At 69.3% G+C, this 25293-nt stretch carries 17 protein-coding genes and 1 pseudogene; 6 read left to right on the top strand and 12 right to left on the bottom strand.

The window, feature by feature from the left end; genetic code table 11:
- The first annotated feature begins 12 nt into the window (after positions 1–12).
- Both R2J76_RS13585 and R2J76_RS13590 read left to right on the top strand, forming a co-directional pair.
- A complete protein-coding gene (locus R2J76_RS13585; protein ID WP_316412171.1) occupies positions 13–1167 on the top strand; it encodes an iron-containing alcohol dehydrogenase in 1155 nt (384 codons plus the stop codon).
- 140 nt (positions 1168–1307) lie between these two features.
- Positions 1308–4322, top strand: a complete 3015-nt coding sequence (locus tag R2J76_RS13590) for a ligand-binding sensor domain-containing diguanylate cyclase (protein ID WP_316412172.1) — start codon at positions 1308–1310, stop codon at positions 4320–4322.
- Here R2J76_RS13590 and R2J76_RS13595 read toward each other — a convergent pair.
- Together R2J76_RS13595 and R2J76_RS13600 are read right to left on the bottom strand one after the other, a co-directional pair.
- On the bottom strand, positions 4285–5007 hold the full coding sequence (locus tag R2J76_RS13595; RefSeq protein ID WP_316412173.1) for a hypothetical protein: 723 nt from the start codon (positions 5005–5007) through the stop codon (positions 4285–4287). The two genes, R2J76_RS13590 and R2J76_RS13595, sit on opposite strands and share 38 nt — an antisense overlap.
- Before the next feature lie 999 nt (positions 5008–6006).
- Positions 6007–7104: a pseudouridine synthase gene (locus tag R2J76_RS13600; protein ID WP_316412174.1), complete on the bottom strand. Its 1098-nt coding sequence runs from the start codon at positions 7102–7104 to the stop codon at positions 6007–6009.
- 196 nt (positions 7105–7300) lie between these two features.
- Between R2J76_RS13600 and ppdK the strand changes: the two genes are divergently transcribed.
- A complete protein-coding gene (gene ppdK, locus R2J76_RS13605) occupies positions 7301–10024 on the top strand; it encodes a pyruvate, phosphate dikinase (RefSeq protein WP_316412175.1) in 2724 nt (907 codons plus the stop codon).
- A gap of 46 nt (positions 10025–10070) precedes the next feature.
- Here ppdK and R2J76_RS13610 read toward each other — a convergent pair whose 3' ends face one another.
- On the bottom strand, positions 10071–10733 hold the full coding sequence (locus R2J76_RS13610) for a hypothetical protein (RefSeq protein ID WP_316412176.1): 663 nt from the start codon (positions 10731–10733) through the stop codon (positions 10071–10073).
- A gap of 406 nt (positions 10734–11139) precedes the next feature.
- A complete protein-coding gene (locus tag R2J76_RS13615; RefSeq protein WP_316412177.1) occupies positions 11140–11496 on the bottom strand; it encodes a hypothetical protein in 357 nt (118 codons plus the stop codon).
- A 367-nt stretch (positions 11497–11863) separates the two neighbouring features.
- On the opposite strand from R2J76_RS13615, the gene R2J76_RS13620 reads away from it, so the two are divergent.
- Positions 11864–12463 carry a 5'-methylthioadenosine/S-adenosylhomocysteine nucleosidase family protein gene (locus R2J76_RS13620; protein WP_316415896.1) on the top strand — a complete coding sequence of 200 codons (600 nt, stop codon included), beginning with the start codon at positions 11864–11866 and terminating at the stop codon, positions 12461–12463.
- Between the two features lie 168 nt (positions 12464–12631).
- Here R2J76_RS13620 and R2J76_RS13625 read toward each other — a convergent pair.
- Positions 12632–14806: pseudogene (locus R2J76_RS13625) on the bottom strand (ComEC/Rec2 family competence protein); the annotation flags it as partial.
- A gap of 19 nt (positions 14807–14825) precedes the next feature.
- Between R2J76_RS13625 and R2J76_RS13630 the strand changes: the two are divergent.
- Entirely contained in the window at positions 14826–15512 is a 687-nt protein-coding gene (locus R2J76_RS13630) for a hypothetical protein (protein ID WP_316412178.1), read from the top strand.
- A gap of 39 nt (positions 15513–15551) precedes the next feature.
- Positions 15552–17336, top strand: coding sequence for a hypothetical protein (locus R2J76_RS13635; RefSeq protein WP_316412179.1), 1785 nt, complete (start codon positions 15552–15554; stop codon positions 17334–17336).
- A gap of 4 nt (positions 17337–17340) precedes the next feature.
- Here R2J76_RS13635 and R2J76_RS13640 read toward each other — a convergent pair whose 3' ends face one another.
- The 7 genes from R2J76_RS13640 to mazG all read right to left on the bottom strand — a co-directional run bounded on the left by R2J76_RS13640 (position 17341) and on the right by mazG (position 25280).
- Positions 17341–18387: a TIGR03936 family radical SAM-associated protein gene (locus R2J76_RS13640; protein ID WP_316412180.1), complete on the bottom strand. Its 1047-nt coding sequence runs from the start codon at positions 18385–18387 to the stop codon at positions 17341–17343.
- A gap of 696 nt (positions 18388–19083) precedes the next feature.
- The gene (locus R2J76_RS13645; protein ID WP_316412181.1) at positions 19084–20154 is read right to left on the bottom strand and encodes a hypothetical protein; all 1071 of its coding nucleotides are present in this window, start codon (positions 20152–20154) and stop codon (positions 19084–19086) included.
- Between the two features lies 1 nt (position 20155).
- Positions 20156–20971, bottom strand: a complete 816-nt coding sequence (locus R2J76_RS13650; protein ID WP_316412182.1) for a helix-turn-helix domain-containing protein — start codon at positions 20969–20971, stop codon at positions 20156–20158.
- Positions 20968–21906: an AAA family ATPase gene (locus tag R2J76_RS13655; RefSeq protein WP_316412183.1), complete on the bottom strand. Its 939-nt coding sequence runs from the start codon at positions 21904–21906 to the stop codon at positions 20968–20970. The genes R2J76_RS13650 and R2J76_RS13655 overlap by 4 nt, the downstream gene beginning before the upstream one ends.
- Positions 21907–23118, bottom strand: a complete 1212-nt coding sequence (locus tag R2J76_RS13660; RefSeq protein WP_316412184.1) for a sigma-54-dependent transcriptional regulator — start codon at positions 23116–23118, stop codon at positions 21907–21909.
- 3 nt (positions 23119–23121) lie between these two features.
- Positions 23122–24483: a type I 3-dehydroquinate dehydratase gene (locus R2J76_RS13665; protein ID WP_316412185.1), complete on the bottom strand. Its 1362-nt coding sequence runs from the start codon at positions 24481–24483 to the stop codon at positions 23122–23124.
- Positions 24483–25280 (bottom strand): nucleoside triphosphate pyrophosphohydrolase, encoded by a 798-nt coding sequence (gene mazG / locus R2J76_RS13670; protein ID WP_316412186.1) that lies wholly within the window; start codon positions 25278–25280, stop codon positions 24483–24485. The genes R2J76_RS13665 and mazG overlap by 1 nt, the downstream gene beginning before the upstream one ends.
- Between the last annotated feature and the right edge of the window lie 13 nt (positions 25281–25293).

The following is a 25293-nucleotide window of genomic DNA, read 5'->3' on the forward strand; positions in this document are numbered from 1 at the left end:
TAGCGAGGCACCATGCAGAACTTCACGTTCCACAATCCCACCCGCATCCTCTTCGGGGCCGGCCAGATCGGCTCCCTGCGCCGGGAAGTGCCCCAGGGCGCCCGGGTCCTCCTCACCTACGGGGGCGGCAGCATCAAGGCCAACGGGGTCTACGACCAGGTGCGCAAGGCCCTGGAGGGCTTCGAGCTGCTGGAGTTCGGCGGCATCGAGCCCAACCCCACCTTCGAGCACCTCATGAAGGGCGTGGAGCTGGCCCGGGCGGAACAGGCGGATTTCCTGCTGGCCGTGGGCGGCGGCTCCGTCATCGATGGGACCAAGTTCATGGCCGCGGCCATTCCCTGGCACGGCAACGAGTGGGACATCGTCAGCCGGCACATGGCGCCCCGCGCGGCCCTGCCCATGGGCACCGTGCTGACCCTCCCGGCCACCGGCAGCGAATCCAACTGCTTCGCCGTGGTCACCCGGGCCGCCACCCAGGACAAGATCGCCTTCTCCTCCCCCCTGATCTTCCCCCGGTTCTCCATCCTGGACCCGGAGACCACCTACACCCTCTCCCCGCGCCAGATCGCCAACGGGGTGGTGGACGCCTTCGTGCACACGGTGGAGCAGTACCTCACGTACCCCGCCGACGCCCCGCTCCAGGACCGCTTCGCCGAAGCCATCCTGCGCACCCTCATCGAGGAGGGCCCCCGGACCTTGGCGGACCCCACGGACTACGCGGCCCGCTCCAACGTGATGTGGTGCGCCACCATGGCGCTCAACGGCCTCATCGGCGCGGGGGTGCCCCAGGACTGGGCCACCCATACCATCGGGCACGAGCTCACGGCCCTCCACGGCCTGGACCACGCCCAGACCCTGGCCATCGTCCTGCCCAACCTCCTGTGGGTCCAGCGCACCGACAAGCGGGAAAAGCTCGTGCAGTACGCCACCCGGGTCTGGGACTGCCAGGACGGCAACGAGGCCGTCCGCCTGGAGAAGGGCATCATCGCCACCCGCACCTTCTTCGAGGCCATGGGCAACCCGACCCACCTCAACGCCTATGCCGTGGGGGAGGACCGGTTCGGGGAGATCGTCGATCGCCTGCAGGCTCGCAAGTCCCTCCCCCTGGGCGAGCGCAAGGACATCACCAGCGAGAAGGTCCTGGAGATCCTGGCCCTGGCGCGATAGGCCCCTTGAACCCCCCGTGCGGGGCAAGTATGTTATTCGTTAGCAACATCACTCATCTCCTCCCGCCAAGCATCTGACTCCCAAGGAGGTTTTCCATCCGTACAGTCCTGGGCCGCGCCGCCGCGGGAATGATCTTCCTGATGCCCCTCCTCGGCGCACCCGCCGCCAGCCGCAGGGTCCCGCCGGGAGTCTTCTCGTTCCAGAGCTTCGGCGTGGAGGAGGGCCTGACCAACCTGGGGGTCTACGGGTTCGCCCAGGATGCCGAAGGGTACCTGTGGGCCGGCACCGAGGATGGCCTCTACCGCTACGACGGGCACCGCTTCCAGCTGTGGGGGCAGAGCCTGAAATCCAGCGTGATCTGGGAGATCGCCGCCTCCCCCACCGGAGGCCTGTGGGTCGGCACCGACGACGGCATCTTCCGCCTGGAAGGCCGGGAGCTGAGGCCCGAGGAGGGCCTGCCCCGCCAGCGCGCGGCCTTCCTGGCCCTGGGCCCCGACGGGAAGGCCCTGGCCGCCCAGGGCAACGTCCTCTACGGCCGCGACGCCAAGGGGCCCATGGAGCCGGTCCGGAACTTCCCCGAGCCCATCCTGGCGGGGTGGGCCTCCCGCGACCTGAAGTCCCTCCTCCTCATGACCGAGACGCGGCTCTGGCGCCGCCTCAAGGGCCAATGGACGGCCCTGGAACTGCCGCCCACCTTCCACGGCACCGGGGGCAAGCTCCTCCAGGACCGGTCGGGGCGGATCTTCCTGCGGGACCGCAAGAGCCTCTGGCGCGGGGACGCCTGGGGCGCCCCCTGGGTGGACCTCTCCACCAATCTGCCCAGCAACGCCTACAACACCTATGCCCCCGCCGAGGACAGCGCGGGCCGGATCTGGGTGGGCACCTCCAAGGGGCTGGTGTGCTTCGACGGGGATTCGGCCTGGACCCTGGGCGAATCCAAGGGCCTGCCCGGAGGCTGGGCCTCCCTGGCCTTCCTGGACCGGGAGGGCAACCTCTGGGTGACCAGCGAAGGGATCCACAAGCTCAAGGGCCGGTCCCTCTGGACGAACTTCGGCCCCCACCAGGGCCTGCCGTCCCCCTCGGTCTGGGACATCGGCCACAGCGTCGACGGGCGGGTCTTCGCGTGCACCGACAGCGGCGTGGCGGTCCTCAAGGGAGAGACCTGGACGGTGCTGCCGGGCACCGAGGGCCGCACCCTCCTGTCCGGGGGCGGCAATGGGCGCGACGCCCTCTGGTTCGGAGGCTCCGGCAAGAACGAGGCCTTCAATACCGTCTTCCGCCTGGACCTGAAGACGAACCGCGTGGAGAAGATCTCCATCAAGCCCTGCAAGACCAGCAACCTGATCCTCACCATCACCAGCGCCCCGGAGGGCGGGGCCTACCTGGGCTCGCGCACCGACGGCGTCTTCCAGGTCTCCCGGGAGAAGGGGGGCTGGAAGACGGAGCCCCTGCCCTTCCCGAACCGCCAGGCCGAAGAGCGCGTGAACGCCCTCCGCAAGGCCCAGGACGGGGGCCTCTGGGCCGCCGGGGAGCACGGGCTCTTCTTCCTGGAGAACCGCACCTGGACGCGGGTGGGCCGGGAGCAGGGCCTGCTGGGCACCAACTGCGCCAGCCTGGCCCGGGATCCCAGGGGCCACATGTGGGTGTCGTACCTGGACGCCAAGGGCATCAGCCGCCTGGACCGGGTGAACGGGGCCTGGAGGGTCGTGGAATCCCGCACCCAGCCCGAAGCCCTGTTCAAGGACAGCATCCTGAGCATGGGCTTCGACCCCAAGGGCGTCCTCTGGCTGGGCACCAGCGGCGGCATGAAGCGCTGGGACGGCAAGGCCCTGGACGTCTTCAACAAGAGCGACGGCCTCATCAGCCAGGATCCCATGGCCAACGGCCTCGCCATCGAGCCCGACGGGGGCCTCTGGCAGGGCTTCGCCAACGGGATCTCGTACTTCCAGCCCCGCACCTACCAGGGCCCGCCCCCGCCCCCCGTGGCCAAGATCCAGGACATCACGGATCTGCAGGGCGAACATCCCGTGGACGAAGTGAATCCGCGCATCCCCTACGCCGCGCGTACCCTCTCCTTCCACTTCTCGGGCCTGTCCTTCCTGAACGAGAGCCGCATGGTCCACGAGGTGCGCCTGGTGGGCCTCGAGAACGAATGGCGCGAGACCCGGGTCTACGAGGCCCGCTACCCGGCCCTGCCCGCGGGCTCGTACCGCTTCGAGGTGCGCAGCCGGTTCGCGGAGGGCCAGCCCGGGCCGGTGGCGGGGTTCTCCTTCCAGATCCTTCCCCCCTGGTGGGGCACCTGGTGGTTCCGGACCCTTTCGGCCCTGGCCGCCGGGGGCCTGGTGCTGCTGGGCTTCCGCCGGCGCACCGCCCACCTCCACCGCCGCAACGCCGCCCTGGAGGCCATGGTGGCCACCCGCACCCGGGCCCTGGAATCCTCCAAGCGGGACCTGGAAAAGGCCAACCTGGCCCTGGAGGAAGCCTCCCTGGTGGACCCCCTCACGGGCCTCCACAATCGGCGCTTCCTGGACCTCTCCCTGCCCTCCGACGCGCTCCAGGCCCAGCGGGCCTTCCGGGAGCACCTGGACGCCGGCGCCGACCCCCTGCTCCACAAGGAGGACATCCTCCTGTTCCTGCTGGACATCGACCACTTCAAGACCGTCAACGACACCCACGGCCACTTGGCCGGAGACCAGGTGCTCAAGCAGCTTTCCGGGATCCTCAGGGCCAACACCCGCGCCACGGATTCCCTGGTGCGCTGGGGCGGCGAGGAATTCCTCCTGGTGGCCCGCCGCACCCGGCGCGCCGGCGCCTCCGCCATCGCCAACGGCCTCCTGGAGGCCATCCGCGCCTACACCTTCGTGCTCAGCGGCGGCGTGGAATTCCAGAAGACCTGGTCCATCGGCTTCACCCCCCTCCCCGTCCACCCCCGCTTCCCCGAAATGGCCGACTGGCAGCAGGCCCTCAAGCTTGCCGACCAGTGCCTCTACGCCGCCAAGAACACCGGCCGCGACCGCTGGGTGGGCGCCCTCATGCCCCCCGAAGCCGACGCGGCGCCCCTGGAGGGCATGAAGACCTGGGACCTGGACTGGGCCGCATCCAAGGGCCTCATGGACATCACCAGCTCGGAGCCGGGCTTCCGCTGGCCGGAGTGAAGGGACCCAGGGCGAGGTTGCGAAGGTCCACGCCGTTCCCGTCCGGATCGATCCAGAGGGCGGAGGGAGGTAAGGAGAGGATGGACGCCAGCGGTTTCGGTCCCGGAAAAGGGCGGATCGTCCGTTTCCGGAGATCCAGCACATACAGGCGGAAGGACTCCCCCCGGGCCACGTCCTCGTCGGTGAATTCCCGGGGAACGGGCATGAACCGGTTTCCCCGCTTTCTCGCCTCCATGTCCAATTCCAGGCTCTGTCCCGGCTTGTAATAGTCATTCAGGCTCACCAGGAGGGTGGCCGTGAAGCTGTCCTGCGGGTAGAAGGTGATGGAGTAGGGAAACGAAGCACTCGAAATAATCGTCCTGGATCGATGATCCCGGGTCGGGATCAACCCCATCCCCTCCCGCAGGAAGGATTCGGTCATGGAACACCAGGGGGTGTCGATCCTTGAAAGTCCCTTTGACTTCGTGTCGAACAGGTAGACCAGCCCCAGATGAGTATTCAGGAGGACGATCTGATCGTTGAAAGGAATCGTGCGGTCGAAGACCGGAAGGTCCTCCACCATCCTGCACAGCCCCGAGAGCTCGGGCGGGAGGCCCATGGCAAAGGCAGGTCGTCCCTTGGTCTCGTCGCGCTTGAAGATTTCTAGGAAGTGAAACGTATCGGCAAGATGCCGTTGGAAGGTCATGTCCCTCCCCGGGCGCGGCGGAGCCGCGGGGTCCGGAGTGCCCACGCAAAGGAGGAGAATGTCGCCGTTGGAAAGCACTTCGAACTGGGAGAAGGCCTTGTCCGTCCTGAGGACTCGATTCCAGCGCCTGGTCCTCGGATCCCGTTCAAGAACAGCGCGCTCGGTCCTCTTGTAGAAGGTCCCCCACCTCATCTTCAGGTTGTAATGCTGGCTTGAACCTCCATCCTCGGAATCCATGACGGCGATCCCATCCAGGGAGGGCCGGCTCAGTCCGAATCCCGAGGGCATCGTGTGGAAGTGGCCTCCACGGGAGAAGGAAACCCGGTCGCCGGTGACCCAGGTGTCCAGGTAATTCGGGCCAGGACTAGTGTCCCCGTAATAGAAACAATCCGAAAGCACAAAAGGCTGGCCGTCAGACCAACCCTTGCCTGAATCCTTGGCCCAAAGTCCCTGAAAGGAGGCCATGATAATTGAAAAAATGAGAGGCATCAGTATAGCTCGCACGTCCTTCTCTCTGTCCATTGGTATCGGGGTGAATCCGATTTAATGAAGATGCAAAGATTTGACAACATGTTACAAAAATAGTTTTTTAATTCTTAATATCCCATAATGAAAATAGTTACTTTCACCCTGGGTCCGGATACGCTCCGAGCGGCGCCAGGGTTGGATCCAGCCGCGCCTCCGGCCAGACCCTGGGAAGGTGGTCCTGGCGGCTTAGAAGGATCAATAAACCCCGTTTTGTCACCGGGATGGGCGGGCCTTATCTCCTTCATCCCAGACATCGGCGTTCATCCCTGTTGCGCAGGGCCAAGGCTTGTGTGGGTAGGCGCATGCGGGTAATGCGCGCGCCGACTCCAACCATCGCTGGCCCTGCGCAACAGGGATGAACGCCGATGGGGGGGATGAACAGGGATGCGTTCCGATGGCCCTTGCGCCACGCCTTTTACCGGATCAATACCGAGAAACAGATTGTTACCAGGCACAAGGCCCGCGCCCGGCCTAGAGGGCCTTGATCGCGGCCAGCTCCTGGGGATTCAGGAACCTCCACTCCCCCGGCTTCAGCGCGGGATCATCCAGGGGCCCGAACTGGACCCGGCGCAGCTTGGAAACGGGGTGGCCCACCGCGGCGAACATCTTGCGGATCTGCTGGTTCTTGCCTTCGATGAGGGTGACCCGCAACCAGGGATTGTCCGCCTTCTCGGCGATCTCGATGCCGCAGGGCTTCAGGCGGCGTCCGTCCAGGCGGAAGCCTTCCCGGAATTCGTCCAGGGTCTCCGGCCGGGGCATGCGGTGGACCTTCACCAGGTAGACCTTGGGCACGTGGAATTCCGGCGCCATGAGGCGCTGGGCCAGGGCCCCGTCGTTGGTGAGCAGGAGCAGGCCCTCGGAATTGAAATCCAGGCGCCCGACGGGGTACACCCGGGCATCCACGCCGTGGATGAGCGCCATGACCGTGGGCCGGCCCTGGTCGTCCTTGACGCTGGTGACGTAGCCCTTGGGCTTGTTCAGGAGGATGTAGACGAGGCTCTCCCGGGCGATGGGCTGCAGGTCCACGGTGATCTCGTCCCGGCGGGCATCGGCCCGGGAGCCCAGTTCCGTGACCGTGACCCCGTTCACCTGCACGCGCCCCTCCAGGATGATCTGCTCGCAGGCCCGCCGGGAATCCACCCCCGCCGCGGCGAGGATCTTCTGAAGGCGTTCGCCGGATTGGACGGTCTTGGGCTTGACGGCCGGGCGGGGCTTGGCGCCGGTGCGGGGCTTGGCGGGGCCGCCCGGACGGGAGGTCTTTCGCTCGCCCGTCTTGGGGGCGGGCCGTTCACTCGTCCTACGGACGGGGCGCTCGCCAGCCTTTTGAGCCGTTCGTTCGTTTGACCGGGAGGAGGGCCTGTCCGGGGTGCGGGGGGCCGGGACCTCGTCCGGCCATTGGGCCGGATTCACCTCGTTCCGGAAATCGGGCCTCGCGGCCGTCCTCGAAGCGGTCCGGGGCGCGGCCTTCGCACCGGCGCGGGACGGGGCCTTGGCGCCCGTACGGGCCGGACCTCCCGGTTTCCTGGCGCTCACACGCTTCCTGGGGTCCTTGCGGGGGGGGGTGGCCATGGGTGTTCCTCCAGCGTCATCCCGACGCGAATCGATCATCATCTCACATCCGGCGCCCGTCTCAAAGCCTTATTTGCCAAGCTAAACCCCATGGCGGGAGCACTTATGACGACTGCCCGGTCCGGAATTAACGCAGGACTTTTCCCGGCAGTCGGATAGACTGGAGCCTAATTTGGTTTTTTTCTCCGAGGAGCCTATGACTAAACACGTTTACACCTTTGGCGGAGACCGGAACGAGGGCAACGCGACCATGCGCAACCTCCTCGGCGGGAAGGGCTGCAACCTGGCCGAAATGGCCGGCCTTCAGATCCCCGTGCCCCCCGGCTTCACCGTCACCACCGAAGTCTGCACCCTCTACATCGCGGGCGGCCAGAAGCTCCCCGAGGACGTCAAGGCGCAGGTGCTGGAATCCCTCAAGTGGCTGGAAGGCAACCGCGGCCGCAAGCTGGGCGACGTCGAGAACCCCCTCCTCCTTTCCGTTCGTTCGGGCGCCCGCGTTTCCATGCCCGGCATGATGGACACCGTCCTGAACCTGGGCCTCAACGACAAGACCGTCGAGGGCCTGGCCAAGGCCAGCAACAACCCCCGCTTCGCCTACGATTCCTACCGCCGCTTCATCATGATGTACTCCGACGTGGTGCTGGGCGTGCACAAGGACCTCTTCGAGCATGAGATCGAGAAGCTCAAGGAGAAGACCGGCAAGAAGCTCGACACCGAGATCAGCGCCGAGGAGTGGAAGGGCCTCACCGTCGTCTTCAAGGGCATCGTGCAGAAGGAACTGGGCAAGCCCTTCCCCCAGGATCCCATCGAGCAGCTCTTCGGCGGCATCTGCGCCGTGTTCGACAGCTGGGAGACGGACCGCGCCAAGATCTACCGCCGCCTGAACCGCATCCCCGACGATTGGGGCACCGCCGTCAACGTGCAGACCATGGTCTTCGGCAACATGGGCGACGACTGCGGCACCGGCGTGGCCTTCACCCGCGACCCCGGCACCGGCGAGCCCTACTTCTACGGCGAGTACCTCATCAACGCCCAGGGCGAGGACGTGGTGGCCGGCGTGCGCACCCCCCAGCCCATCACCAAGTTCCAGGCCGAGGGCACCGGCCACCAGAGCCTCGAGGAGGCCATGCCCGCCGCCTTCAAGGAGCTGCTGGCCACCTGCAACCGCCTGGAGCGCCACTTCAAGGACATGCAGGACCTGGAGTTCACCATCGAGCGCGGCCAGCTGTTCATGCTGCAGACCCGCATCGGCAAGCGCACCGCCCTGGCCTCCATCCGCATCGCCATCGACCTGGTGGAAGAGGGGATGATCGACAGCAACACGGCGCTCACCCGCATCGATCCCGATAGCCTCAACCAGCTGCTGGCCCCCGTGTTCGATCCCAAGGAGAAGGCCGCCTTCAAGAAGAACGGCAAGCTCATGGCCAAGGGCCTGAACGCCGGCCCCGGCGCCGCCGCCGGCCGCATCGCCCTGAGCGCTGAGCAGGCCGAGGAGCTGGCCAAGACCGGCCCCGTCGTCCTGGTGCGCATCGAAACCTCCCCCGAGGATCTGGCCGGCATGGTCGCCGCCAACGGCATCCTCACCGCCCGCGGCGGCATGACCAGCCACGCGGCCGTGGTCGCCCGCGGCATGGGCAAGCCCTGCGTCTGCGGCGCCTCCGCCCTGAACATCGACGTCAAGGCCGGCACGGTCAACGTCGGCGATATCACCCTCAAGGCCGGCACGGACTTCATCTCCATCGACGGCTCCACCGGCGAGATCTTCGCCGGCCAGCTGAGCGCCTTCCCCTCCGAGGTGAACCAGGTGCTCGTGGAGAAGAAGCTCGACGCCTCCAAGAGCGAGCTCTTCCAGCGCTTCAACAAGATCATGACCTGGTCCAACGGCGTCCGGAAGCTCAAGGTCCGCACCAACGCCGACACCCCGCACGATTCCGACGTGGCCCGCGCCTTCGGCGCCGAGGGCATCGGCCTGTGCCGCACCGAGCACATGTTCTTCGAGGGCGAGCGCATCATCGCCGTGCGCGAGTTCATCCTCGCCAAGGACCTGGACGCCCGCAAGGAGGCCCTCAAGAAGCTCCTGCCCATCCAGCGCCAGGACTTCGAAGGCATCTTCACGGCCATGAACGGCCTGCCCGTCACCGTGCGCCTCCTGGATCCCCCCCTCCACGAGTTCGTCCCCCACGACGAAGCCGGCCAGGCCGAAATGGCCAAGGTCATCGGCGTCAGCCTCGCCGAAGTGAAGCACCGGGTGGAGAAGCTCCACGAGTTCAACCCCATGATGGGCCACCGCGGCTGCCGCCTGGGCATCACCTACCCCGAGCTCATCCGCATGCAGATGCGCGCCATCTCCGAGGCCGCCATCAACGTGGCCAAGAAGGGCATCGTCGCCCTGCCCGAGGTCATGGTTCCCCTCATCGGCACCGTCAAGGAGCTGGCCTTCACCAAGACCGAGATGCTCGACGAGCTGGCCGCGGTGAACAAGGAGAACGGATCCACCTTCAGCTGCCCCATCGGCACCATGATCGAGATCCCCCGCGCCGCCATCACCGCCGACAAGGTCGCCGGCGAGGCCGAGTTCTTCTCCTTCGGCACCAACGACCTCACCCAGATGGGCTTCGGCTACTCCCGCGACGACTCCGGCTCCTTCCTGCCCGAGTACGTCTCCAAGAAGATCCTCGAGGACGATCCCTTCCAGAGCCTGGACCAGGAAGGCATCGGCGAGCTGGTCCGCATCGCCTGCGAGAAGGGCCGCGCCACCCGCCCCGGCATCAAGCTGGGCGTCTGCGGCGAGCACGGCGGCGACCCCCGTTCGGTGAAGTTCTTCCACCGCGTGGGCCTGAACTACGTCAGCTGCAGCCCCTACCGCGTGCCCATCGCGATCCTGGCCGCCGCCCAGGCCGTGCTGGAAGAGAAGAAGTAGCACCCACGGCACGAGCATGAAGAAGGGGCGCGAAAGCGCCCCTTTTTCATGGGGTGGAGCCGGAGCGCCCGCCGCCCGTGACCTTCAGGCGCCCGTCCATGTCGAAGGTGAAGCTGAAGGGCCGCTGCGGGTCCAGTTCATCCGGGGCGCCCTCCAGGAGCCCCGGGTCCGGCTCCTCCACCCGGCCCGGAACCGGGTCCACCACTTTCCAAACGATTCCGGGGTCCGGACGGGGATTCGGCTCGTGGATGGCCTTCTCGGTGCGCAGGGCCACCAGGACGCGCCCGTCGCGCATGGGCTGGAGATCCAGGATCACCGGCGGGTGCTTCCGCGTGCCCGCGAGTTCCTCGTCCGTCAGCCCCATCAGCTTGACCACCCGCCCCGGCGAATGGGTGTCCTCGGGCACGATCCACAGGATCCCCGCGTTCATGGACACCACCAGGAAGGCCTCCCGGGCCCGCACCGGAAACGCCAGGAAGGGCTCCAGGCCCCCGTACTTCCCCTTGAGCTTCGGCCACGGGACAAGGCCCGGCCTTCCCTCCGGCTCAAACACGGGTCCATCCAGCTCCATGGGGATCAGCCCCTCGGGTTCGACCACCCCCTGGACCCCCTGCACCCACCAGGAGCACAGGGACATCTCCCGCCCCTTGGCGAAGCCCGGCAGCGCGAACATCACGAAGAACCGCTTTCCCGCCTGCGTTTCCAGCATGGAAAACGGGATTCCCCGCACCCCGTGACCGTAACAATCGCTTTCCCAGGAAATGTGGTAATCCTGCCAGGTCTCGCCGGGCGGCATCCGGGAGTAGAGAAGTGCGTCGTCCACCCTGCGGATGGCGGAAAAGGTTTTGTTAAGGACGCTTATGCTCACGCTATCGGAGGGGCCCTCAACCCTCGTGGAGGTTCCCAGGAGCGGGTTCCAGTAGACCAGCCCAGGGGACAGGAAATCCATCTCCACGAGGCTGTCTCCGTCCCACATGACGCTCGACCCCTTGGTCTTGGACGCAGCGGGCGGGGGATCCTCCGCCCTGAGGGATGGGTGGGCTAGGCCATGGAGGATGAGCAACAAGGAAAGGGTTCGAAGATATCTCATTTATCACCAATAGATCCTTAAAGGCTTATTTGCCATGACAGCGATTCAGGCACAAAGACCTATTGAAAATGGCTCTGACGGCACATTCACCTTCCTTTGTTGATGATTTGCAACTTTTTAAATCATTTACATAGGCAATGCGACATAAATCTTCACATTGTTGCAATCTAGAAGATGAGCCACTTCCAGAATTATCGTTTGGTTTCTTCGTCCTTGATTCATAGAGGTCATCAAAATCAATAATCCCTCCTTCCCTGTACTGAATCCCTGATGGATCGAATACAACAAATCGGCCGTCATTTAGAGTAGCTGAAGCAGCGGCATCCAAAAAAGCGACAGAGCAAGCACCAATAAAAATAATAAAACGCCTGGGACAGATCATAATATCCTCATAAATCGTCTTGTTATAAAGCTTCAAAGTCCGTATAAAACAGAAATCAGATGCGCATCTTGACCTCAAAACAATATTAAACATGTTTTGCTAAACTTAAAAGCACTTTTAATCCTATTAATTCTCAATTCATCCTCCACTGGAAGTGCCCCACCCCATCCAAACTTCACGAATCCAGTCATTCCCCAGCCTTTCGGGGAACCTTGGGTTGGCCCTGCGGGAACAGGGATGGTTCGGATGGACAGGATGCGGGGGATGGGAAGGGACCTTGGCGACCCTTCCGGGCCATCGGTGCAGGATCCGGCTTAGGCCGGGAGGCGGGGCCGACGGGGGGGGTTCTGGCCTACCATGGAAGCCCATGGACACCCATCCCTCCCTCCTCCTCGCCGCCTTCCCCCCGGAGCTTGCCGGGAGGGATGCCACGCCTCCGGAGGGGTGGCGGGTGGCGTGCACGGGCATCGGCGCGCTGACGGCCGGCGTCGCCACGGCCCGGCTCCTGGCGGAGCTGAGGCCGGCGCGGGTGCTGTTCGTGGGCACCTGCGGGAGCTATGACGGGCGCCTGCGGACGGGGGACGCGGTGTGGGCCGCGGAGGCCCTGGCCGTTAGCCTGGATGAGCTGGAGGGGCGGGCCTACAGGCCGGACATCGAAACCGTGAGGTGGGCCGCGACCCTCGAGCCGGCCCTGCCCTTCCCGGCCCATGCCGTGGCCGTGCCGCCGGGGATCACCCGCACGGAGGAGGGGGCGCGGCGCCTGGGGGGGCTGGCGGCGGTGGAGCACCTGGAACTCACGGGGGTCTTCGCGGCCTGCGCCCAGGCGGGGGTGCCCTGCGGCGCGGTGCTGGCGGTGGCCAACCGGGTGGGGCCCGACGCGCACCGGGAGTGGCGGGAAAACCACGCGCGGGTGAGCCGGGACCTCCTGGCCGCCCTGCAGGGCCTGGGGGTCTTCGGGGGTCGGTGAGGCCAGGAGGAGGGCGAGGCCCCTTCCCGTCTCCACCAGCCAGCCTTCGGGGACGGCCTCGGCCCGGATGCCCAGGCAGTCCCCGGTGACCCAGGCCTGGGCCGCGCCCAGGGCCTCCAGGGCCTCGGCATGGGGATGGCCGAAGGGGTTGTCCCGGCCCGCGCACAGGAGGGCGATGCGGGGGTCCAGGGCCGCGGTCCAGGCGGGGTGGGAGGCGCTGCGGCTGCCGTGGTGGCCGGCCTTCAGGATGCGGCCGGGGCGGGGCGGACCGGGGTCCCCCAGGTCCAGGAGGTCCCGTTCCTGGGTGGACAGGGCGTCCCCCATGAGCCAGAGCTCCCGGCCGCGCCAGGTGACGCGCAGGACGAGGGAATTCATGTTCACGTCCCGCAGGGCCATGGGGCCCGGGGGCCAGCGCACGGAAAAGGCGGCCCCGCCCCGGGTCCAGGCGTCGCCCCGGCGAAGCTGCGCGGCGCGGCGCCGGGAGGACGGCGCCCCGAAGGGCTCCCACCGGGACGCGGCCATGGCGGGGCGCCCCACGGTGGCCAGGGGCCACAGCCCCTCCAGGGCCTCCCACCCCCCGGCGTGGTCCTGGTGGGGGTGGGTGAGCAGGAGGTGGACGGGCTCCCGGACCCCGCGCCGGCTGAGGACCCGCGCGATCCTCCGCGCGGCCCAGGCGTCGGGCCCGGTGTCCACCAGGGTGGCGTCGCCCCCCGGGACGCGGACCAGGAGGGCGTCGCCCTGGCCGATGTCCAGGGCCTCGATGCTCAAGGCCCGGGGGGGCGCGCCGGTGCCCCGGGAGGCCATCAGGCCCAGGGACCCCGCCACCAGGGCCGCGGTGAGCCAGCGGGTGCGGCGGAAGCCCGCGTGGAGCTGGGCCAGCAGGATCCAGCCCAGGGCCAGGGCGGCCCAGGGCCACAGGATTCCCGTGCCCAGGGGGACCACCCGGGCGAAGAGGGGCACCAGGGTTCCGCCCACCCAGGCCAGGAGGCGCCCGATGGGCGCCACGGCCCAGGGCGCAGGCAGGAAGACCAGGGCCAGGCACAGGGGCGCCAGCACGGCCACCAGGGGCAGGAGGACCAGGTTGGCGGCGGCGGACCACAGGGGCGCGCCCCCGTGGAACAGGGCCAGCAGAGGCAGGGTCGTCAGCCAGGGCGCCAGGACCCGCGCCAGGGCCCCGGCGAAGCGCCCCGCCAGGGGCGCCACAAGCCCGGCCAGGGGCCGGCTCCCCCACAGGAGGCCCGTGAGGGCGAGCCAAGAAAGGAGGAAGCCCGGGTCGCACCCGGCGGCGGGATGGGCCAGGAGCCACGCGGCGAGGGCCCCGTGGAGGGTCACCACCTGGGGCGCCTTCCAGCCGGTGCCCCGGGCCGCGGCCCAGGCGACGCCCATGAGGAAGCCCCGCCAAACCGGGGCCGTGAAGCCCACCAGGGCGCAATAGGCGAGGCCCCCCGCCATGGCGGCCCCGGCGCTGCCCCGGCCCAGGGCGCGCCGCCACAGGGCCTCCAGGCCCGCCATGACCAGCGACACCTGGAGCCCCGAGACCACCAGGGTGTGGATGGTCCCGCTCTGCACGAAGGGGCTGAAGGTCTCCCCGTGGGCGGGGGGGATGCCCAGGGTCAGGGCGCCCCACAGGTCCCGGGCCGCGTCGGGAATGGGCAGGGCCGCGAACCGCGCGCGGACCCGGGCGCGCACCGCCAGGAGCGGGGAGGGCCGGGGCGGGCCCAGCACCTCCATCACGAGGGCCGAGGGCAAGTGGATCCGCCGCGGGGCCCCCTCGTCCCGGGCCCGCCACAGGGGCCGGGCCGCGAGGAATGCGGGGCCCATGTCCACCCGCAGGAGATCGGCGCCGAAGGCCACGGGGGAGCCCGGCGGAGGCGGCGGGGCGCCGGAAGCGGGGAGGCTCAGGGGAAGCGTCAGGCCCCGCAGGGCCTCGGGGGCCTCCACGCGCAGGGCTCCGGCCCGGGCCCGGCCCCGCAGCGTCCAGGGCTCGGCCAGGACGCCCCGGACCCGCGCGGGGCCCGAGGGCAGCGCGCCCTCCCACCGGGCCAGGCGCCCCAGGGCGCCCAGGGTGCCCCAGGCCAGGGCGATGGCCAGGGGCAGCCCCATCCAGCGGCGGCTCACCGCCAGGGGCAGGGTGAGCGCCACGGCGGCCCACCCCCCCAGGCGGGCCCCGGGGGGAAGCGTGCCGTCCCAGGCCTCCGGCAGGACCCAGGGGACGGCGCAGGCCCCCGCCAGGGCCCAGGGGAGGGCCCAGAATCCGTCGCCGCTGAGACGCTGCCAGAGTTCATCCCGGGAAAGCATGGGGCCGAGTCTACGCGAAGGGCCGAAACGTGGGAAAATGGCCATTCATGCGGGATTCCAACTGATGCGAAACCACCTGTTCCACCTTGCCGCACCTCTGGCCCTGGCGGCGGCCCCCCTTGGCGCCTGGAGCCCGGCCTTCCACGAGGTGCAGACGGCCCGGGCGGCGAAGCTCCTTCCCAAACGCATGGCGGCCTTCCTCGCCACCCATTCCCGCGACCTGGCCACCGGCGCAAGGGGCCAAGCCAATGACCAGGTGCCCACCGTAGAGGACGTGGAGGAGCAGTTCCGGCGGGTGGTGGTCTTCACGGAGGAGCGCAAGCGCCCGGAACGCATCGCCCGGGAGCTGGGCGTCCTGGCCCACCAGGTCCAGCTCCTCCTGGACCCCTCGGCGGTGGTGGGCGTTTCCTCCCTGCGGGAGTCCTTCCAGGCCTACGGGGACGAAAAGCTGGCGAAACTGGTCCTGAGCCGGGAACCCTTCTGGGCGGTCACGGCGCCCCTGGACCCGAGGCCCCGGCTGGTGCAGTGGGCCCAGACCAAGTTCGACCGCAACCAGGCCCTCCAGCCCTTCTTCGACGAGGCCACGGGCCGCAGGAAGGGAGGGTGGGACGAGCTTTCGGTCCCCTTCGCCCAGCTCCAGCTTTCCTTCTCCAACGGGATTAACGCCACCGCCAACATCTGGATCCAGCTCTGGCGCGCCGTCGGGGACCAGTGGGACGCCCCCGGCGACGAAAGCATAGCCAGGGACTAGTCTTTTCGATATCTTCCTATCATCACAATGGAGACAGGAATGACCTCGTATACCCGGCTCGGTTCGTACATGCTTTCCAGTGAGCTCACCGCCGACCCCATCGGCAGGATCCATCGGGGACTCTCCCTCGCCGGCAGCGCCTTCGAGAAGCACAACCTGCTCCGGACCTTCTCGGACGAGCTCGTGGAGGCGGGCATCGGCGCCCGCATCGCGGAGGCCCAGAAGGTGGCCGGGATCCTCGCCGGCGGACGCGGCTTCGGCGTCAACTACCATGCCGAGGCCGGCAGGACGCCCCACGTGGTGTGCGACTACGTGGCCGGGCGCAGCCTGGCGCAGGTGCTCAAGAAGACCCGCGAGGAGCAGATCCCCCTGGGCGTGGACCATTCCCTCTCCGTCATCCAGGGCCTGGCCATGTCCCTCATGAGCCTCGCCGCCAAGGACCTCCACCACGGCGCCCTCAGCCCCCACAGCATCTGGGTGAGCTTCGAAGGGGCCACGCAGATCATCGATGCGCCCTACGCGGGCATCCTGGCGGGGCTCCTGCCCAAGGCCAAGGGCCTCGAGAAGGAGCTCGCGCCCTACCGCGCGCCGCTGGCGAAGGGCCCCCTGGCCCAGGACCTCTACGCGCTGGGCGCCGTGCTCTACGAGCTGCTCACCCTGGAGAAGCTCCCCGCGGCCGAGGCCATCCCCGCGGCGCTCTCCCGCGCGACCCTCAAGGCCGCCATGGAGGACGGCCCGCTCCCCGCGGAGATCGCGGGCCTCCTGAACCGCCTGCTCCTGGACACCACCGCCTTCGGCTCCATGGGCGACTTCAACAAGGAACTCGAGCGCGTCCTCTACGACGGCGACTACAGCCCCACCACGTTCAACATGGCGTTCTACATGCACACCCTCTTCCGGGAGGAGAGCGACCAGGACGCCCAGGCCATGAAGGCCGACCAGAGCGTCGACTACGCCCCGTTCCTGCCCTCCGAGGGCGCGTCCCGCAGCGTCCTGGTCGGCGCCGACGGCCAGAGCCGGGTGAAGTACTTCGTCTACGCCGGCGCCGCGGCGGTCGCCCTCATCGGCTTCGCCGGCTACAAGTACCGGGAGCTGCGGTCCGAGAACAACGCCATCCAGGTCAAGCTCGCCGAGCTCCAGCAGCTGAAGGCGGCGAACGAGAACAAGCTCATGGACATCGCCAAGCAGGAAGAGTCCCAGAAGGCCCTCCAGGACCAGCTGGCGAAGAAGGCCGCCGAAGCCAAGACCGCCGAGGAGCGCGCCAAGGCGAAGAAGGACCTGGAGGAATCCAAGGCCAAGGCCCTGGAACTGGCCCGGCAGAAGGATGAGGCCCTGAAGAAGCAGCAGGAGCTCACCAACCGGGGCAACTCCATCGCCATGGCCGCCCAGAAGACCCCCCCGCCGCCTCCGCCGCAGCCCGCGACGCCTCCCCCGGCCCCCGCGCCCGCCAAGCAGGAAGCGCCCGTGGCGGTGGCCACCCCCGTGCCCCAGCCGGCGGCGCCCGCGGCCTCGCAGCAGGACACGGTGGAAACCGCCGCGACCCTCGTGCGCCGCGTGAGCCCCACGGTGCCCCGCCTCGCCAACAAGGCCTTCCTCCCCGCAAATGTCCGGGACAGCGACATCAAGGTCATCCTGAAGATCTTCGTGGACGCCCAGGGCCGCCCCGTGAAGGTGGTCATCGTCCAGGGCGTGGCCGGCCCCTTCGGCTACAACGACGCCGCCCAGACCGCCGCCCTCGCCTCCGGCTACGCCCCCGCCACCCGCAACGGCAAGCCCACCACCGGCTGGATGACGCTGGAGTACAACTTCGGCAAGGCCAGGTAGGCACCTACCTTCCCGCCCCCCCCAGTACGATCGGCTCGTCGTCGTCGCCGTCGACGATGCGGATGTGGGACCCGGCATCCAGCAGGACCGCGTCCTCGAACATGTTGTGGAGCTTGGGCTCGTAGCGGTCCGCATCCAGGAGGCGGGGGTCCTCGGCCAGGTCCAGGCGGGTGCGCTCCAGGTGCGTGATGGCGGCGGGGTCCACGCCGAGGATCGCGCCCAGGAGCTTCTGGGGATTGGGGGCCTGGCCGGCGGCGATGCGTGTCGTGAACTCCAGGGCCCCGTCCCGCCAGGCCATGGCTTCCACCAGGGACCGGATCTCCACGCGCTTGACACCTTTCTGGCCGCCGGTCTTGCCGGATTTCTCCATTTCGAAGCGCTCGGAGGCCATGAATTCCGCCGTGGCCACGGCGGCCCGGTCCGCCAGCTCCCCGGGGCAGCGCCAGCGCCAGGTGGCCGCGCGGCACAGATCCGACACGGGCGACGCGTGGTTGGGGACGATTTCGCAGCCGAGGACCTCCAGTCCTTCCGGCGCGTGGGCATTGATGCATCCGGGCAGCTCCGCCAGGGGCGTCCCCGCGCCCCGGGCCAGCACCGCATCGGCCCATTCGCCGCGGCCCGGAACGCCCAGGGGCAGCGGGTGCGCCAGGTGCAGGGCGGGCCGGGGCACCTTCTCCAGGCCCATGGCCAGGGGAAGGCCCGCATCCAGGATCGCCCTGGCCAGCTGGGCGGCCAGGGCCGGCGGGTGCTGGCCGCAGGCGGTTCCGGAAACGGCGAAGCGGATGCGGAGGGTCCGGCGGTTGGGGTCCGTCTGCCAGCGGTTCATGCGGCGGGCCCTGGACGTGGCGGCGGCGGCCCGGAGCTTCGCGCGCACGGGCTCCCAGGCCGGTCCGGCCTGGCGGAGGAGGGCCAGGGCGTGTTCGACCTGCCCTTCCATCTCCAGCGCCTGCAACACGGGACCCAGGCCCCGCGGTTCGGGCGGCCCCGCGGAAACCAGGCTCTGGAAGGCCTTCAGGGGCGGCAGTGCGGAATCTCGGGAGGCCTCGTCCATAGCGCTCCAGTTTAACCCGCGGCGGCGGAGGGTCCAGGGTCCGGGTTTTCCGCGACGGCTGCTGATTTCTCTGCGGGGAATTCCAAAGTCGCCATGAGAATCAGGTAAGCGGTGAACTGCTGCGTTCCATGTGCAGGGAAAATCCTGAAGCCCCCCGGGGCTCTCCCGCCCAATGGATGCGCCATTCTCCGTGAAATCCGCCCGGATGATACAAGCCCCGGTGTTACGAAGTGCAACGGTTCAGGTCATGAATGCGGAGGGGGGCCGGCGACGTAATCGTGCGGGTCCCGGACATTCGCCCCGGGTCGTTGCTGCGGGCAAGGCCCGCAGCAACGGAAGACCCTCGCTCCAATGGACAAGGCGGTCCGCGGGTCTGGGCTCGGGCTGACTCTGATCGGGTGTGGGCGCTTCCGCAGCCGCCACGTTCCCACAAGGCCCCAGGCAACCATTCAGCGTCGGCGCCCACCGGCACCTCAAGGACCCTCTCGAAGCGAACCCATGACCCCATGGAAGCCACGCTTCTCGCCAGGGCCCTTCAGGAGAGCCGTCCGCCCCCCAACTCCCAACCCTTCAACGAAGTGAATGGGCGAAGCCCAGCCCCACCGTCCCCTCCGCCATCCCCGTCATCGCCGGCTTGTCCGGCGATGACGAACCAGGGCGAAGGTCCGGGACACGCGCGATCACGCAGCCAGCCCCTTAGCCTTGCCGGGGCTGCTTGGATTCGAGGTAGCGCTTTGCTTCCCGGCGGAGGATCTCGGCGACGCCCTTGTCCCGCATGAGGAGCTTCAGGTCCATGTCGATGAGGCGCTTGAGGAGGTTCAGGGAAATGGCGATGGGGGTCTTGGGGTTGAGCACCAGGGCCTTGACGATGGCGTACTTCTTCAGCCAGTCCCGGTTGGTGCCGATGATGCGGATGACCTCCTCGTTGACCGTGCGCATCTGCGCGATGAAGGCCACCTCCCCCTCGGTCATGCGCGGATTGCGGATGACGTTCACCTGGATGAGGCGGTTGGCCTCGCGGATGAGGAGGGTCCGCTCCTCCTTGCCGCCCTTGATGGCGAGCATGATCTTCTGGTTGGTGCGCAGGCGCATCACCCGCTTGGCCAGGGAGGGCGGGACCTCGTGGCCGTCCTCGTCGATCACGGGCGCCAGGAGGGTCCTCACGGGGGCTTCCTCCTCCTCGGGCGATTCCTCGGGAAGGGGCAGTTCGGACCAGGCCTTGTCGAGGTGGCCCGCCTCCACCTCGTCGATGATCTCCAGCCGCTCCTCCGCGACCTCCTGGGTCACCAGGCGCAGCACGTCCCGGCGGAACTCGTTGACGCGGCGCTTGATCTGGTACTCGGCCTCGGGGTGCGTCTCCAGGAGATCCAGGATCACGGGCCGTTCCAGCCAGAGCACCTGATTGTTCAGGGGGATTTCCAGGACGGGCCCGGGCAGGAAGGGCACCACGCGCTCCATCCACTCGGCGTTCATGTCCGGGTGGAGGAGGGCCGTCTCCAGCAGGGCCGGCTCCTTGCGGTGGATGAGGATGAGCCCCAGGGGATCGGGGGGGTCCTGGGGCCCCAGGATCGCGTTGGAGAGCAGGCTCTCCGGCATGGCCTTCACCGTCTCCGCGGCGGCCTCGGCGAGGGGGGTCTCCTTGAAGAAGGCGTAGCTCAGGGCCTGGAGGAGGTCCGTGGGCGGAACGGGGAGATTGCCCGCCACCAGGGACTTCGCCATGGCCTCGGGCAGTTGGCCATCCATGAATTTCTGAACGATCAGATGCACGTCATTCCCCTTCCTGGTCGGTATCGGGAACCGTGGGCGGATTCCGGTCCTCCGGACTCTCCGGGACGATCCATTCCCCATTCTCGCCGAAATTCCCGGTCCAGGGCTGGCCGACCGCGGTCCCGTGGCGGATGCGGTGGCCGGCCACGTCCAGCACCGCGACCCCGCCGTTGTCCAGGCTGATGGAGAAGGGGCCCTTCACCCGCAACCGCCAGGGATCCGAAACCCGCAGGCTCCGCTTCTGCGCGGGTCCAAGGGCGGGGGTCACGGTCACTTCGCAGGTGTCCTGGGCCCGCAGGGAGACCAGCACGCCCTCCTCGTTGACCGGAACCTCGGGGAGCACCTCGCCCACCACGGGATAGGGACCCTCCGGCACCGCGGGCTTCCAGCGCGCGGGGCCGGCGCGGTCCACCACCACTTCGGCCTGGCCCTGGTTCCGGCGCAGGTTGCGCCCGGGCACCACGAGCCAGAGCACCAGCAGGAGGGTGCCGGCGCTCAGCGCGCCCATGAGGATGCGCTCCTGGTGCTCCCGCCGCGGATCGGGGGGCTCCTGTTCCACGGACCCGGGGAGCTGGTTCCACTGCTCGGGGAAGGCTTCGGGATCCACGCCGAGGCGCTCGGCGATCTGGCGCGTGTAGGGCCGCTCCCGGCCCGCGGGGACGCGGTCCCAGGCTTCGGCCTCCACGGCCTCCAGGAGGCTCACGCTGAGGTTCAGGTCGAAGGCCAGGGCGTGCAGGGAGAGCCCGTGGGCGATGCGGGCCTGGCGGAGGGCCTCGCCGATGCCGTTGGCGTGGGGCGCCCCCTCGGGCCGGCTCAAGGCTTCCACCCCACGGGGATCTCGGCCACCATCCGCCCCAGCTGCTCCCGCCGCTCATCCCGGTTCAGGCGCCGGTCGTCCATGGTCCCCCGGTGGGCCATGGCGTCGCCGAGGGTGGACTGGAGGTCGTCGGGCGTGAGGAAGTCACGGCCGTCGAGCCAGGCCTCCGCCTTGGCCAGGGCCAGCCAGTGCCCCGCGGCCCGGGTGGAGCAGAAGCCGCGGTTCTCGCGGATGCGCGCCACCACGCGTTCGGCGTAGTCCAGGGCGCCGTCGGAGGCGCGCACCCTGCGCACGTCGGCGCGGGCCCGCCGCCACCCGTCCAGGTCCATGGCCGCCTCCAGGGATTCCAGGGTTCCCGAGCCGGCCTCGCCCCGCAGCACCAGCCGTTCGGAAACCGGGTCGGGATAGCCCAGGTGGAGGACGCAGGCGAAGCGGTCCATCTGGCTTTCCGGAAGGGGGAAGGTGCCGGAGGTGTCCATGGGGTTCTGGGTGGCGATGACGAAGAACGGATCGGGGAGGCGGTACGTGGTGCGGTCCAGGGTCACCTGGCCCTCCACCATCACCTCCAGCAGGGCGCTCTGGGTCTTGGGCCCGATGCGGTTCAGCTCGTCCAGGAGGACGACGTTGGCGAAGATCGGCCCCTCCTGGAACCGGAAGGTCTGGCCCGTGGCCTCCCACAGGTGGATGCCCAGCAGGTCCGAGGGCAGGAGGTCGTTGGTGCCCTGCACCCGCTGGTAGGACCCCCCCAGGAGCCGGCTGAGGCCCTTGGCCAGGGTGGTCTTGCCCACGCCGGGCAGATCCTCCAGCAGGAGGTGCCCGCCCGCGAGCAGCACGGCCACGGACCTGCGCACCGGTCCGTCCTTGCCCACCACCACCCGGGAAAGGGATCGCAGGCCCGCCCTCGCGAGCTCCCTCAGGTCGTCCGATCCGCGCATCTAGTCATCCTCCAGGGGAATGCCGTGCTCCCGCAGGGCCTTCGCCAGGGCCCGGGGCGTGAGGCCCAGTTCCAGGGCCAGGGCCGCGGGTTCGGAGGTCCGGCCCTCCAGGGCCCTGCGCAGCAGCACCCCCTCCGCCGCCCGGGACACGGCGCCCAGCATGGCTTCCAGGGTCCCGGCCTCCGGGAAGGGGAGCACCATGGAGCCGCCGCGCCGGGCGCCGTCGGGGGGCAGGGGCGCCAGCACCGAACCCGCGGTGCCGCCCAGGGCCTGGGTCAGGCCCCAGGTGAGCTGGCGCAGGTTGCCGGGCCAGTCCCGGTGCAGGAGTTCCTTCTCCATGGCCCGCTCCACGATGGGGACGGACCGTCCCTCGCGCCGGGCGTGGAGTTCCAGGAAGGTGCGGAAGAGGGGCAGGATGTCCTCGCGGCGCTCCCGCAGGGGCGGCAGGCGGAAGGTGAGGACGCCCATGCGGAGCCGGGTGGCCTCGGGCAGCGCCTCCGGATTCGCGCAGCCGCCCATCCAGTGCACGCCCTGCCCTTCCATGCCTTCCATGGCACCGACGAGGGCCGGCGCCGGGAGCCGGTCCAGGCCGGCCACGTAGACGCTGCCGCCCCGGAGGAGGCCCAGGTCCGCGGGGCCGGGAACGCCCAGGGCGCCGTCGCAGGCCAGGAAGGGGGCCTGGGGGTGGCGCAGGGCGTGGAGCCTGCGCGCCGCCCGGGCCTTGCCGGTGCCGGGCTCGCCGTGGAAAAGCACCGGCAGGGAGGTGCCGGCGGCCTTGACCAGGGCCTGGTCCAGGGCGGCCATGGCCGGGGAATGGACGATCCAGGGCTCCCGCGGATCCGGCGGGGGGGCCATGCGCAGGCTGCGCAGGCGCTCAAGCACGGCGGCGAAAACGTCCAGGTCGAAGGGCTTGGGCAGGAAATCGTCCGCGCCCCAGCGGATGGCCTCCACGATGTCGGCGGGCTCCCCGAAGGCGGACATGACCACCGCCCGCAGGTTGGGCTGGGCCCGCTTCGCGGCCTTCAGGAGCTCCAGCCCCGACATGGAGGGCAGGCGCAGGTCCGTCACCAGGATGTCGAAGGGACCCGCGTCCAGGACCCCCAGGGCCTCCCGGGGATCCCCCACGGCCGTGACCTCCCAGGGGCCCGCTTCCAGGGCCTGCACCAGCATCCTGCGGAAACTGTCCTTGTCCTCCACCAGCAGCACGCGCATGGGTCACCCGCCCCCGCAGCCGCGGATGAAGAGTTCCGACTGGGCCCGGGCCTGGCCCTCGAAGAGCGCCGCCCCCTCCACCAGGCGCAGCCCCGCCTCCCGCGCCCAGGCGGCGAAGGCGGTGTCCTCCTTGTAGATCCATTCCACCGCCCATTTCGCCCCCGGGCCCGCGGCCTCCAGCAGGCGCGGGAAGGGCGCGGGGTCCCCGGGCGCCATGCCCAGGGCCGTGGCCTGGACGATGCCCACGGGGGCGAAGGCCTCCACCTCCCCCTCGGCCACGGGCCGCCTGCGGGAGGCCTGGAGCACGGGCCAGCCGCGCCGCTGGAGCACCGCGAGGGTGGTCGCGGCCACGCCGCCGTCCCCCAGCAGGAGCACCGGCCCCCGGGCCAGGCCCTCCAGGGCCGCGTCCAGGGCCCCGGCGTCGGTGTTGGCGGCCTCCCAGGGAAGGCCGGGCCCGCGCCGGTGGAGGGTGTTGAGGGGCGCGGGCAGGCCCAGCAGGGGCGGCAGGGTCTCCTTCAGGGGGGCCGTGAGGCTCGCGCCCAGGAGCGGCAGGGCCTCCAGGGCCTCCAGCGCCTCGTCGGCCCCGGCGCATTCCAGGGGAAGGTAGAGAAGGTCCTTGAAGGCGGCCTGGAAGCGGGGGTTGTGGTAGGCGGGACCCCGGGAGTGGAGCACGGGGCTGCCCAGCACGCCGCAGAGGGCGTGGGCCGCGTGGAGCCGGTGGCAGCGCCAGGCGAGCATCCGGGACAGGGGCACCTGCCCGGGCGCGGCCGCGGGCGCGTCGTCGGCGGCGGCGTAAGTGAACGCCCCGCCCCAGGCGAACTGCATGCACCGGCTGGGGATCCCCCGGGCCCCCATGAGGAAGGCCGAAAGGAGGACGCCGCGGTCCCGGGCCCAGGCCAGGCCGGCCTTGACCTTGGCGTTGTCGGCGAGGCGTCCGGCGCGGCCCACCCATTTGTAGGCGTCCCCCTCGGGCAGATGGGCCAGGCGCGCGTCCAGGTCGAACACCCCTTCGCCCACGTGCACGGAGCGCAGGAGCCGCAGGTGGGACCGGGCCTCGGCCAGGGGGGGAGGGATGGGCAGTTCCCATTCCAGGTCCAGCCAGGCGGGACGGCTCGCGGCGGCCTCCACGAGGCGGGCGATGCGGGAGGCCTCGTCCCCCTCCCAGGCGCCGCCATCCTCCCGGCGCCGGCAGGTCACCAGGCATTTCCGCCGCAGGGACCGCACCAGGTCGGCGGCGGGGACATCCGGAAAGAGGTCCAGCCGCACTTCGGCCAGGGCTTCGTCCGGGAGCCCGCGGGCGCAGGCCTCGGCGTCCTTCCAGTCGGAGTGGGCGAGGGTGACGAAGTAGGGCGGCGGCAGGGGCATCAGGGCCCCTCCGGGGCCTTCTTGGCCTCCTGCCACGCGGCCTCCAGGGCCCCCAGGTCCTGGGCCTCCCATCCCCCGTTGGCTTCGGCGAAATCCTCCACCTTCGTGAAGCGCCCCCTGAACCGGTCCATCTGGCGCCGCAGGGCCCGGTCCGGGTCCACGCCCTTCTTGCGGGCCCACTGCACGAGGCTGAAGAGCACGTCCCCGAACTCCGATTCCACGCGGTCCAGCTCCGTTTCGGCCTGCAGCTCGCCGATCTCCTCGCGCACCTTGTCCAGCACGCCCTCCAGGTCGGGCCACTCGAAGCCGACCTTGGCGCACCGCTTGCCGATCTCCATGGCCTCGTCCAGGGGCGAAAGGCTGGCGGCCATGCCCTGCAGGAGCCGCTTGCGGGTCTCCTGGCCGCGCCCGGCCTTCTCGTCCCGCTTGATGGCGGCCCAGTTCACCAGCACGTCGGCGGCGTTCTCCACCTCCACGCCGGCGAACACGTGGGGGTGCCTGCGCACCAGCTTCTCCACCACCATGGCCTCCACGTCCCGCAGGTCGAAGGCGCCGCGCTCCTGGGCCAGCTGGGCGTGGAAGGCCACCTGCAGCCACAGGTCCCCCAGCTCCTCGCAGAAATGGCGCTCCTTTTCGGGATCCCCGGGCACGTGGGCCGCCAGGGCGTCCAGGACCTCGGCCGCCTCCTCCCGCAGGAACCGGGCCAGGGACTGGTGGTCCTGCTCCAGATCCCAGGGGCAGCCCGAGACGGGGTTGCGGAGGGCCTGCATCACGGCGCGGAGGGAAGTGGGCGTCATCCCCTAAAGGTAC

Origin of the sequence: Mesoterricola silvestris (assembly GCF_030295405.1) — a bacterium.
GTDB classification, from domain to species: domain Bacteria; phylum Acidobacteriota; class Holophagae; order Holophagales; family Holophagaceae; genus Mesoterricola; species Mesoterricola silvestris.